The sequence below is a fragment of the bacterium genome (assembly GCA_040753555.1).
Classification (GTDB): Bacteria; UBA9089; UBA9088; order UBA9088; family UBA9088; genus JBFLYE01.
Genome location: JBFMDZ010000055.1, coordinates 1 through 12,620 on the forward strand (window position 1 = coordinate 1; position 12,620 = coordinate 12,620).

Genomic DNA, 12,620 nt, shown 5'->3' on the forward strand with positions numbered 1-12,620 from the left:
TATTTAATATATCGGCATTTTTTCCTTTTTTTTAAAGATAAAATTTTAGTTTTTCTCTTTTTGAATAAAATAAAGTGTTAAAAACCTAAGCAGGATTTGTTTCTACAAACTTATGGGTAAGTTCCAGCTTTTTTGTAGTGCATTGTAACGCAAATTATTAAAGGAATAGAGAGAAGATATCAATACATTCAGAAGGAAAGCGGAAAATGGGATATTAAATAGATTGGCAATAATATTCCTCTTTCGCCCATTCTTTACTCCATAAAGAGGCTTTGGTGCTATAAGCCTATTTACAATAAGTGCCTCTATTACCTGTCCATGGGTAATTCCTTTATCTGCTTTTCGTTCCATTGGGCAGATACTATCTATTGTCTCTTTGATACGAAGAGAGCGAATTATTGGAAGTATAAGGGGTATAGGTCCTACATTTATAGTTTGGGTTGAAGTAATCTTCATATTCCTTCATATTATATATCGGCATTTTTAAAAAAACACTAGTAAAAATTACTAATACGAAGGTTGGCTTTATACAAGTATTTGAAAAATAAGGGTTTTTTTATCCTTTATGTTAAAGTCTCAATTTCTTATTGCTGAAGAATAGCTTTAACAAAAGGGTTTGCTTGAAATTCAATTGATTTTTAGTATATAAAAATTTTCTTTTCCCTCGTCAAGTTTTACTTTGCCTTTCCTCTATAATCTTGCTGGCTATATGGCCTGGAACCTCTTCATAGTGGGAAAATCTCATTGTATAGCTTGCCCTTCCCTGTGTTTGCGACCTTAAGCTTGTGGAATATTTATACATCTCTGCTTGTGGAACAAGGGCTTGAATATGCTCGGCTTCAATCCCCGATATCCTTCCCCTTCTTCCATTTAGGTCAGATACTATGTCGCCCGTATACTCCTCTGGGCTGAATACATCAACCTCCATAATAGGCTCAAGAAGATAAGATGACGCCTTTGAGAATGCATCCTTAAAGGCAAATGAGCCTGCAAGCTGGAAGGCAATATCAGAGGAATCAACCTCGTGGAATGAGCCATCATAAAGGATAACCTTTACCCATTTTACAGGGTATCCTGCCAAGATTCCTTTATCCATTGCCTCCTTTACACCCTTCTCCACTGGAGGGATATACTTTGCAGGGATTGCTCCACCAAATATCTTATTCTCAAAGACAAATGGCTCTTCGCTATTTAGAGTAAGTGGTTCTATGTGTATAAGGCTATGACCATATTGCCCCCTACCACCTGTTTGTCTTTTGTATTTTCCCTCACCAGATGCCCTTATCTTTATTGATTCCCTATATGGAATCCTTGGTTTTTCTACATTAACCTCTACCTGAAACCTGTGCTTTAATTTATCAAGCATAATCTCAAGGTGTAATTCACCCATACCAGAGATGATTGTTTGAGAAAGCTCAACATCATAATGTGATGTAAATGTTGGGTCTTCCTCAGAAAGCTTATGGAGACCATTACTTACCTTTTCTTGATCTTGCTTTGTCTTTGGGTTTATAGCAAGCGATATACTCTGTTCTGGAAATTTAATATTTGGAAATGTTATTAAAGATTTTGCATCGCATAGGGTATCAGAAATCTTTGCTCCTTTAAGCTTAACAGCAACGCCTATATCACCAGCGGGAATTCCTGATATATCCTGTCTTGTCTTTCCACAAACAAACATAAGATGACCCAATTTTTCTTTGTGTTTTTGTGTGGAGTTATACACCTCGCACCCTGATTCCATCTTAGAGGATAAAACCTTAATAAATGTAAGCTCGCCTACATGTGGGTCTGATATTACCTTAAAGACAAAGCCAGAGAATGGAAAATCTTTGTTTATTGTTACCTCCTCGTTTGTTTCTAAATTTAAGCCTACTGTTTTGTGATAAGAAGGAATAAATGAAATAATGGCATCAAGTAGCTCTGTTATCCCTATTTCTTTTAAAGATGAGCCACAAAGGATGGGAAAGAGCTTTCTATTTTTTACACCTGATATAAGCCCATCCATAATTTCCTGTTCTGAAAGCTCACCCTTTTCCAGATATTTCTCAAGGAGTTTATCGTCTGTCTCGGATATTGCCTCAATAAGCCCTTGTTTTTCAGGGCAATCTTCTTTTAAAACATCCTTTATAGATGAAAAATTAGCTCCGCTTCCATTTGGAATGAATAGGCAAGGAGAGGAAGGAGAAATTTTTTTTCTTATTTGCTCAATTGTTTTATTAAAATCAGCATTCTCCTTATCAAGCTTATTGATAAAAATAAGAAGGGGAAGGTTATATTCTGCTGCAATTTTTCCGACATTCTCTGTTCCTACTTGAACACCTGCTTCAGCATCTATAAGAAGGATTGCGCCCTCAACAGCCCTTAACCCTGCCTTTACCTCACCAATAAAATCAAAATAACCAGGGGTGTCAATAATATTTATTTTATAATTCTTCCATTCAAAAAATCCTACATTTGATGATATTGTTGTCTTTCTTTTTCTTTCTTCCTCTCCATAATCAAAAAAGCTTGTTCCTAAATCAACAGAACCAAGCCTATCTATTTTTCCTGTTTTAAATAGCAGGGCTTCAGATAAAGATGTCTTTCCTGCACCTCTATGGGAAATGAGGGCAATATTGCGAATCTTATCAAAGGAATACACAAACTTATTATATAATATTTTGAAAAAAAAGGCAAATTTTTTTGCTTTGCAGACTATACAGGCACATACTGATACCCCTCAAAAGTGAATTTAGTTTGTTTTGGAAAAAAAGGTATAAAGAGATTATGAAAAAGTTATTTAAGAAGAAATAATGGACTAAATGTCAGGTTGCGATAGATTAGAGGTATGTGTTTAGCTCCTTAATATGTGTTGAGCTTCCTTTATGTTAAAGAGCCAGAAACGAATTGTTTAATTGTATGTTTAGCGAAGCTAAACACGTACTAAAATTCTAAACATTTTTACTGCGATTTCCTCATTATAGAACTGAAAATCATCATCAATTCTATGGCTTCTTCAATTAAATCCTGTTGTTCTTTCTCTAACACTTTAGAGTTTTCAGAATGGTTTGTATCTATCAACTCCAACCAATAAATTATATTGTTTTGAATTTTCAATTTTAGTCATTTGAATTTGTTTTAAGATTTCGAATTTCGGATTTCATTTGTTCCATTAAAGCTAAACACATCAAAAAAACCAAAGAAATATTTGCTGGTTTTAATATTGATATTCCTGTTTGTTAAACAATACATAGTTATAAAATTTCGGGATTTAAGGATAAAAATAGAGAAAATAATCGTATGCACATTTTAAAGGCTGGACTTACACAATTTTTGCTACGGAAGTTCCGTTAAAAGCTTTATCGAATTGAGGGAGGTAGATACAAGGACACTCGTCATAAGGAATATCCTGGCCGTCTGCCCCTTAAGCATAAGCTTCGTGCCTTGCGATTTAGTGCTTTCTTTCATCATCCTCCTTCAATTACTATCTTCTCCTTTTCCTCTGCTTGGCTTTTCTTTATCCCAAATTCATGGAGAAGCCGTCTTAAGGAATTTGGGTCATTTGAAGATGAAACAGCATCATCAAGGCTTATAATTCCATTGACCACCAAAGCAACCAGAGATTGCTCCATTGTCTGCATCTTATAATGATACACAGAGCCTTCAATTGCCTTATAGATATTTCCAAATTCTCCCTTCTCAATGTATGTCTTTATTGTAGGTGAATTTATCATAATCTCAAGAGCTGCAACACGCCCCTTTCCATCCTGTCTCCTTATAAGCCTTTGTGAGATAACAGCCCTTAATGTCATAGCAAGCTCAATTTGAATCTGATGGTGCATATCGGGTGGAAAATATGATAAGACCCTATCCATTGTAGATGCGGCAGATGATGTATGAAGGGTTGATAAAAGCAAGTGTCCTGCCTCTGCTGCCTTTAATGCTATCTCAATTGTCTCCCTATCCCTCATTTCACCAATAAGTATAACATCTGGATCCTGCCTTAATAATGGCGGAAGGGCATCGTCATAAGATAAAACATCAGAGCCAACCTCCCTCTGGGATATACTTGCATTTTTGTCAGCAAAAACATATTCTACAGGGTCTTCAATGGTGGCTATATGGCAGGAAAAATTTGAATTTATCTCATCAATTAAAGAAGCCAGGGTTGTTGATTTTCCACTTCCTGTAGGACCTGTAACCAAAACAAGTCCTGTTGGATATGCAACAATCTCCTTTAAAACAGAAGGAAGACCAAGTGCTTCTATTGTTGGAATCTTTCCCTCAATCTTTCTTATAACCATAGCAATTGTTCCCTTGTTATTGAAGATATTCACCCTAAATCTATAGCCTTTAAAGGAATAGCCAAGGTCTGCCCAATGTCTTTTATTAAATTTCTCAACCTGGCTAGTGTTCATAATGGGCATAGCCATACCTTCTGTTTCTTCCCAGCTAAATGGAGGGCAATTATCCAAAGCAACCATCTTTCCATGGATTCTATAGATTGGAGGTCTTTCTGCCTTTATGTGGAGGTCTGATGCCTCCTTTTCTATCATTATAGAAAGAAGCTCATTAAATTCCATCTAATTAGGATACAAATAAGTTTGGTTTTTTGCAAGCAAAATCTAACGCTTGTATGTGTTCATTGGACATTGGGTTTTATTCTTTGGCTTTTCTAATAGCATCTATCACATCTATTGCCCTCTTTGCTTTTGCTACATCATGAACCCTTACAATATTTGCACCCTTTAAAATAGAGTAACAAACAGATGCTAGAGTTCCCTCAAGCCTTTCTGATGTAGGAAGGTTTAATATTTGACCAATAAAGGATTTTCTTGATCCACCAATCAATATGGGCTTTTCTAAAACCTTTAACCTATCCAATTCCTTAATTATTATAAGATTATGGGATAGGGTCTTTCCAAATCCAATACCAGGGTCTATGATTATTTGGGAAATTCCAGCCTCCTCCCCTATTTTTATCCCCTCCTTAAGATAGCTTATAATCTCTTTAAATAGGTTGACATAGGTTGGATTATCCTGCATATCCTTTGGCGTTCCCTTAATGTGCATAATTACACAACCAGCATTAAATTTTGCAATTGTCTCTGCCATATTAGGTGAAAACCTAAGACCACTTATATCATTTATTATATTTGCACCCTCTTTAAGACACTCTTCTGCAACTTTGGAAGAATATGTATCTATTGAAATTGGAATGTTAATTTTACCAACAAGGGCTTTTAATACAGGAATTACCCTTTTCTTCTCCTCCTTTTCTGATACAGGAAGAGAGCCTGGCCTTGTTGATTGTCCTCCTATATCAATAATATCAGCTCCTTCGGAAGCCATCTTAAAGGCATAATCAATAGCCTTTTCTTTTTCTAAATATAGCCCACCATCTGAAAATGAATCTGGGGTTATATTTAAGATTCCCATAATATGGGTTTTTTCTGAAAGATTGAGGGTATATTCGCCTAATGTAATCTTCAATTAAGGTTAAGGTTTAGATATATGTTTGTCTGTTTTAAAATTCATCCGACCTAATAAAAAATCAAATCTCAAAAATACACTTTTAATTTGTTATCAAGCTACTTTCCATTGTAAAGAAAGCCTACGACTTGAAGCGGCACAATCTCGCAAATAGAGATTAATTAAAGTTTGATATGGGATTTCCGCTTCTTCTGAAAGTTTTTTGAAATACTTAATTGTTTCCTCATCAAGCCTTATTGTAACCTGTCGTTTAAGACGGCTAGCATAAGGATTTCTTTTTGCTTTTGAAAAGTCATATTCTTTTCTCATTTTTTCACCACCTTTTCCAATATTGCTTCTGTTCTAAGCGAGTTGCTTTGCGAACAGATATGATTCTTATTATTGCATCATTTTTACGATAACAGTGACAGACAACCAGAATGCGAAGATTGGAACTTAAACCTAAAAGTATAAATCTATCTTCTTCATCTGAATGGTCGGGATCATCTAGAAGCAAGGCATTTTCATCAGAAAATACTGTTTGAGCTTCTTCAAAAGATACTCCATGTTTTCTTTTATTTAGAGAATTTTTATTTTTGTCCCATTCAAAGGAAATATTTACCACATAACTACATTATAACTACATTATAATATTTGTCAACAACATTTTTGTTTTTGTAGTTACAATAAATCTCAAATGCCATTTCAATTTGTTAGGATTCGGACATTGAGATTTTATTTGTCATTGGGATTTATTTTTTATTCTTTGAGTTTCTTTCATTGCTTTACCCTGTCTGGATAAGCACATAGTTATTTCTTAATATTAAGGACATATTTATGACCCGAGGGTCCTTCGCTTCCTGCACTATTAGAAACCTCCAAGAAAAACCTTCCCTTTCCCGACCAACCTAGCTTTGCTGTTTTTATGCCTTTTGTTTGGGACAAAAGATTAAGCTTGTCATTATAAAGCTTTAATGATGGCTTAAGATTTGGGCTTTCATCAGATGCTATAACCTCAATTTGAAAGCTTCCATAATCCTTCATTTCAAGGCTATACCAATCAACATCAACGGGCTTTATAGGAACTCCGTCCCAAATAGAAGCAGGCATCCTCATTTCTGTAAGGACAGTTGCTGCTGAAGCGTCATTATTTGGTTCATATCTATCGGGAAATGCGGGTTTTTCTCCCTTTTGGAATATATATGCAAGCCAAAGTGAATCCTTATTAACAGCAATCGTAGGAATCCTCTCTTCTTCACCTGGTCTCTTCAGGATAATCTCTATCTCCATATCATCCTCTAATATATTAACAAAGAAATTTTGGGATGTTGCCATCTTGTTTCTTCCACTTCCGCAATCTATAAGATTTATGCTTGTGCCTTGCTCTGGAGATTTCATATTTGTTTTTGGGTTATATGTAGAAATATAAAGCATTGGTTTGTATGAAGATGACCAGCTTTCGCTTGTTAAGCCATTTTCATAAACATTGCAGGATATATTTGCTGTAATAAATGGCCTTCCTAAAGAGACATTTGTATCCAAAGGAAATCCCTTTGGGACAATAAATTTCCATTTTGCATAGGTTTCCTCCTTTCCTTGAAGGGATATATTTAATCCCACCTTTTTCCCATTTGACTCAAAGAAAACAGGCGTAAGGAGCATTGTCCTGCAGGCTTTATTTCTGCAATCTATCCCATTTTGATGGCTAAAGACAAAACCCGCCAATAGGCAATAGCCAATAATAACCCTAATTTTTTTGATGAAAAAATGAATAAACATTGTTTTCCTCCTTTATTATAGAATTTTCAATATAAGAAAAATATACCCTTACTTTATCATAAATCTTTGAATTTGAAATCCATACACAAGGACCAATTGTGCAATCTTCTCCAATTATTGTTTTTCCAAAGATATATGTATTTGGAAAGATTGTGGTATCTTTTCCTATTTGAACACCCCTTTCAATATATGTGCTATTTATATCCTTTATGGTTACACCGCTCTCCATAAATTCCCTTAAAATCTTCTTTCTTAAAAAATCCTCTGCTATTGCAAGGTGATACCTTGTATTTATTCCCATTGTCTCCATTTCATCATAACTTTCTAATAAAGATACCCTCTTTTTCATATCTGAAAGAAGCTTAAATGCATCTGTAAGGTAGTACTCTCCTTGCTTGTTTTTATTATCAAGCCTTTCTAAACAATCAAATATTTCCTTATTGAAGCAATATATCCCTGTATTTACCAAATTTACCTTCCTTTCTTTTTCACTTGCATCCTTTTCTTCAACAATCCTGACCCTCTGACCCTCTGACCCTCTGACCCTTGACTCTTTAATTATTCTTCCATATCCCTTTGGGTCTTTTACTCTTGCTGCCAAGATTGTGGCATCCGCCTTTTCCTTAAAATGGAAAGAAATAAGCCCCTTTATTGTCCTTTTGGAAAGAAGGGGAACATCACCAGGAACAACAACAAAATCACCTTTAATAAAAGGCTTTGCACAAAGGAGGGCATTTCCTGTTCCTAAAACATCCCTTTGAAATGCTATTTCTCCCTTTTCCCCTATTAGTTCGCATACATCTTTAGCACCTTTTTTTACAACAAAAACCCTATTAAACCCGGCTGTTGCATCTATTAGATAGGAAAGCATTGGCTTTCCCATAATATGATGAAGAACCTTTGTCGTTTTTGACTTCATCCTTTTTCCAATACCTGCGGCTAAAATTACAGCTGTATCACAGCTTGCCATACCTCTTTCTTTCAGCACGAAGCCTCTTTCTAAGCTTTTCGTATTTATGCTTTCTTATTTTCTTTCTTCTTTTCTTAACAACGCTACTCAATTTTTACCTCCCTATTGCAAATTTTAAACTTTAATTATATAATATTTAATCTTAAAATGTCAAAAATAATTGCTCAAGCAGCAATAAGGGGAGCGCATAAAATTGCCAGAGAGGCAGAAACAAGGCTTTTTAAGGCAATTGATAGATTTTCTCCAGAAAAAAGCATTGAATTTCCAAACACAGGCTATTATCTTCCCATAATCTATGCAATGACAGGAATTCCGGTAAAGACCCTTGCTGATTGTGAGAAGGTCTTAAAAATGGCAAAGGAGCTGCTTCCAGATATTCCAGCAAAGCATATCAATCTTCCCTATCTTGGAGAAACCCTAGACGCTGGAATGGCAACCTTGTGGAATGAGGAGATAATTGAGGTATTAAAATATTTAGAAGACCCCTGCCCCTATTTTATCGCACCATCTCCAGATGAAACACATCTATGGCTTGGTGCAGCAGATGATAAGATAATGAGGGAAAGGGGCATTGAATTTGTTGATGGCACAGCACCTGGTTTTGCAGCTTGTGTAGGGGCTTGCCCTGACAAAGAAACAGCGACTAAATTAGCAAGGGAGCTTCAGGAGAAGACCCTATATGTCTTTTTACATGCAGAAAACAATGACCTTTCAATGGCAGAGCAATTAAGGGATGCCAATACCCAGCTTGGATGGGAGACGCGTCTTGTCCCATTTGGAAAAGATATTTATTCTGCTGTTTTTGCTTTGGGTTTTGCCTCCCGTGCGGCAATGTCCTTTGGTGGTGTTGCACCAGGAGATTATAGAAGAAACCTTTTATATAATCGCCATCGGGTATTTGCCTTTATCCTTGCATTAGGAGAGGTTTCAGATGAATGGTATGCAACAGCCGCAGGTGCAATAAACTATGGATTTCCTGTAATCTCTTATACACCAATTCCAGAAATCCTTCCAACCGGTGTTTGTATGTATGAACATGTTGTATCAGGCGTTCCTTTTGATAAAATGACAGAAAAGGCTATGTATGTAAGGGGGCTTAAGGTAATAACAGCAAAGATTGATATACCTGTGCTATATGGCCCTGCATTCTCTGGTGAGCGAATAAAAAAGGAGGATATGTTTGTTGAGATAAACGAGATGAGAACAGGCTTACCTACCCTTGAATATGTAACAACAAAGACGGCCTCTGAGGTAGAAGATGGAAAAATAGAGGTTATAGGCTTTGACCTTGATAGTGTAGAGGAAGGAGGCTCTATGGCTTTGGGGATATGGGTTGAGGTTTCTGGTGCAAAAATGCAAAAGGATTTTGAGCCAATATTAGAGCGTCATATCCATGAATCCCTAAATGCAGCCTCTGGTGTCCTACATATGGGACAAAGGGATATAAGCTGGATAAGGATAAGCAAAGGGGCATATAAAGCAGGTTTTAGGCTACACCATATTGGAAAGATAATATATGCTAAATTTCACCATGAGTATTCAAGTATTCTTGATAAGGTTTCTGTATTTCTCTATACAGAGGAGGAAAAGATAAAGGAATTAAGGGAGATTGCCAGAAAGGTTTATAAAGCAAGGGATGAAAGGATGGCAGGATTAAAGGATGAAGGTGTTGATGTCTTCTATTCCTGCACCTTATGCCAATCATTTGCTCCAAATCATGTCTGTATTGTTACACCCGAGCGTTCTGGCTTATGCGGAGCATATAACTGGCTTGATACAAAAGCCGCCCATCAAATCTCACCAACCGGACCAAATCAGCCAATAGAAAAGGGGAATGTTATTGATGAAAGCCTTGGGCAATGGGATAATGTTAATAAGGCTATTTTAGAAAAGTCTCACAATAAAATAGAAAGGATGTCTGCATATTCAATAATTACAGACCCAATGACTTCTTGTATAACCGACGATTCTTATGTTATTATTGACAACAATATTATTTCAATTGGTGAGTTTATTGATAAAAATCATGGAAAAGAAGATTATGCTAAATCCTTTTGTCTTACTTTAAATGAAGGCAGGGCAAAAGAAGAAAATCTTGTGGCAATCCAAAGGTTTAAGTATAAAAAAGGGTTAATAGAAATAAAGACAAAATCTGGGGCAAGGCTTACCCTAACCCCAAATCACAGAATAGCGGTTGACAGGCAAGATGGAATGAGCTTTGTAAAAGCAGAAGATATTAAGAGGGATGATCGGGTTATCTCTTTGAAGAACCTTAAGGTAAAGGAAGAAATTCCAGAAATAGCAGAAAAAGGGCTTTTATCTGAGGAGCTTTTCTATATCCTCGGTCTTATTGCATCTGATGGTTTGGTAAGCAAGCGGGGAAAAGCTGAATATGTAATAAATTTTATCAATACCCAAAGGGAATTGCTTGAGGAATATATAAGAATTTACAAGAAATTATTTCCTTCAAAAAATATTGGAATAAGGGAGAAAAGAAAAACCTTATCTTTGATTAAAGGAAGAACCATCAATTCACAGATGACCTGCTATGATGCTTATTCCAATAACCCTATCCTTGGAAGGCTAATTGAGTTTTTTGGAATAAAGGTTGGCAAAAATGGTAGATGGGATCTAAAGAGGATGATAAGGCTTTCCAAGGGATTTCTTGCTCAATTTTTATCTGGTTTATTTGATGGCGATGGAAGTATTAGAACAAGGAAGTATGAAGGTAAATTGGGTGTTTCTGATGCATATTTTTGTATTGAGGATGAAAAGGCCGCCTTTGACCTTGGATTTATATTAAAGAGATTTGGGGTTATTGGAAATATAAGAAAGGCTGGTTCGGTTTATAAAATAGAGGTCTATGGTGATAATTTAAAGAAGCTTTGTGAGATTCTTTCCTTAAGGCATCCGAGAAAGAAAGAGATTTTAGAAAAAATAAGAAGCCTTGAGACATTTGGGAAAACACAGAGTGAAATGCTGCCTTATTCTGTAGGCAAAGCAATTACAGAAATTCCTGAAAGTAAAGAGATTCTTCCTCCCTCTACCTACTTTTACTACAAGACAGGAAGATCAAGACCTGTATTAAAAAATGTAGAAAAGATAATAAAAGTATCTCGCTCAAAATTCCTAAAGTCAATGATTCGCTCTGATTTCTTCCTTGATTCTATTGTGGGGATAAAAAAGGTTTCTTCCAAAGAAAGATATGTCTATAACCTTACCCTTTCTGACACCCATTGCTATTTTGCCAATTCATTGCTCATCCAAAATTGCGGTTGTTTCGAGTGTATCTCGGTTGTCCTTCCTTCTGTTTCTGGAATTATGATTGTTGATAGAGACCACGCTGGAATGACCCCTTGCGGCATGAAATTTTCAACCTTAGCAGGTTCGGTAGGTGGAGGCCAGCAAACCCCTGGATTTATTGGCCATTCAAAGTTCTATATCGGCTCAAAAAAGTATCTTAAGGCAGAGGGTGGCATAAAAAGGCTTGTCTGGATGCCAAACAAATTAAAGGAAGCAATGGCTGATGTTTTAAAAAGAAGGGGAGAAGAAGAGGGGATTCCTGATCTCCTTGACCTGATTGCCACAGAGGAGGCTACAATTTCTGAAGAGGGTGTCTTAAGCTGGTGTAAAAGGGTTAACCATCCTGTCCTATCAATGGAAGCAATAATATAACTAACTGTATGGTTAAAGTAGAGAAAGATTACAAAATTGAATTTCCAAAAGATTTAAGGAAAAGGATGCACATAAAGCCAGGAGATGAACTTAAACTTCTTGGAGATAAAAATGGAAGTTGCATTATTATCAAAAAAGAAGTTACAAGTGTGACCCAACAAACCTTTGGTATCTGGAAGGATGAGGCGGATGGGATTGAATATATGGACAAGATGCGATATCGTTGGAAAAGACAGGAATCCTAGGAATGGAAAGGAGAATTCTTGACACAGATATTCTTATTGATCACCTGCGTGGTTATTTACCAGCTGAAGGTTATATAGAGCAATTTGAATTTGGATTTTTTAGAGGGTATATTACTATTATAACCAGAAACACGAAACACTACAAAGAAATAAAGGGGGTAGATATAGAAATTCCCTATCCCTAAAAATTGTTTTGCGTGGTTCTATTGAAACTTTAAGCTTTAGAATTTGAATTTTTTACGGCAGAGAGGACAGGCATTAGAGAACTGGAACTTACCCATAAGTTTGTAGAAACAAATCCTGCCTAGGTTTTTTAACACTTTATTTTATTCAAAAAGAGAAAAACTGAAATTTTATCTTTAAAAAAAGGAAAAAAATGCCGATATATTAAATAGAGATGGAAGAAGACGATTTGTTTCAATATTTAGAAGAAGCTAAATCTTTTTACAATAAGGCGTTTAAAGATAGGAGATTAGAGAAAAGACTTAAAGACATCT

Annotated in this window: 12 protein-coding genes; 3 read left to right on the top strand and 9 right to left on the bottom strand. The window is 35.9% G+C overall.

The window, feature by feature from the left end:
* Positions 1-102: 102 nt before the first annotated feature.
* The 9 genes from AB1630_06125 to AB1630_06165 form a co-directional block, all read right to left on the bottom strand.
* On the bottom strand, positions 103-456 hold the full coding sequence (locus AB1630_06125) for a DUF4277 domain-containing protein (GenBank protein ID MEW6103377.1): 354 nt from the start codon (positions 454-456) through the stop codon (positions 103-105).
* 211 nt (positions 457-667) lie between these two features.
* Positions 668-2,644 (bottom strand): elongation factor G, encoded by a 1,977-nt coding sequence (locus tag AB1630_06130; protein ID MEW6103378.1) that lies wholly within the window; start codon positions 2,642-2,644, stop codon positions 668-670.
* An 805-nt stretch (positions 2,645-3,449) separates the two neighbouring features.
* A complete protein-coding gene (locus tag AB1630_06135) occupies positions 3,450-4,565 on the bottom strand; it encodes a PilT/PilU family type 4a pilus ATPase (protein MEW6103379.1) in 1,116 nt (371 codons plus the stop codon).
* A 76-nt stretch (positions 4,566-4,641) separates the two neighbouring features.
* Positions 4,642-5,475 (bottom strand): dihydropteroate synthase, encoded by an 834-nt coding sequence (gene folP, locus AB1630_06140; GenBank protein ID MEW6103380.1) that lies wholly within the window; start codon positions 5,473-5,475, stop codon positions 4,642-4,644.
* A gap of 93 nt (positions 5,476-5,568) precedes the next feature.
* Positions 5,569-5,784 carry a BrnA antitoxin family protein gene (locus tag AB1630_06145; GenBank protein ID MEW6103381.1) on the bottom strand — a complete coding sequence of 72 codons (216 nt, stop codon included), beginning with the start codon at positions 5,782-5,784 and terminating at the stop codon, positions 5,569-5,571.
* A 4-nt stretch (positions 5,785-5,788) separates the two neighbouring features.
* Positions 5,789-6,079: a BrnT family toxin gene (locus AB1630_06150; GenBank protein MEW6103382.1), complete on the bottom strand. Its 291-nt coding sequence runs from the start codon at positions 6,077-6,079 to the stop codon at positions 5,789-5,791.
* Positions 6,080-6,264: 185 nt separating this feature from the next.
* On the bottom strand, positions 6,265-7,233 hold the full coding sequence (locus tag AB1630_06155) for a hypothetical protein (GenBank protein ID MEW6103383.1): 969 nt from the start codon (positions 7,231-7,233) through the stop codon (positions 6,265-6,267).
* Positions 7,202-8,203: a sugar phosphate nucleotidyltransferase gene (locus tag AB1630_06160; protein ID MEW6103384.1), complete on the bottom strand. Its 1,002-nt coding sequence runs from the start codon at positions 8,201-8,203 to the stop codon at positions 7,202-7,204. Before AB1630_06160 ends, AB1630_06155 begins: the two co-directional genes overlap by 32 nt.
* Entirely contained in the window at positions 8,190-8,294 is a 105-nt protein-coding gene (locus tag AB1630_06165) for an AURKAIP1/COX24 domain-containing protein (protein MEW6103385.1), read from the bottom strand. Before AB1630_06165 ends, AB1630_06160 begins: the two co-directional genes overlap by 14 nt.
* Positions 8,295-8,350: 56 nt before the next feature.
* Here AB1630_06165 and AB1630_06170 point away from each other — a divergent pair, with 56 nt between their 5' ends.
* The 3 genes from AB1630_06170 to AB1630_06180 are packed head-to-tail and all read left to right on the top strand — an operon-like array spanning position 8,351 to position 12,308.
* On the top strand, positions 8,351-11,878 hold the full coding sequence (locus AB1630_06170) for an LAGLIDADG family homing endonuclease (protein MEW6103386.1): 3,528 nt from the start codon (positions 8,351-8,353) through the stop codon (positions 11,876-11,878).
* 8 nt (positions 11,879-11,886) lie between these two features.
* Positions 11,887-12,123 carry an AbrB/MazE/SpoVT family DNA-binding domain-containing protein gene (locus tag AB1630_06175; protein MEW6103387.1) on the top strand — a complete coding sequence of 79 codons (237 nt, stop codon included), beginning with the start codon at positions 11,887-11,889 and terminating at the stop codon, positions 12,121-12,123.
* Positions 12,124-12,125: 2 nt separating this feature from the next.
* Positions 12,126-12,308 (top strand): hypothetical protein, encoded by a 183-nt coding sequence (locus AB1630_06180; GenBank protein MEW6103388.1) that lies wholly within the window; start codon positions 12,126-12,128, stop codon positions 12,306-12,308.
* Positions 12,309-12,620 lie beyond the last annotated feature (312 nt).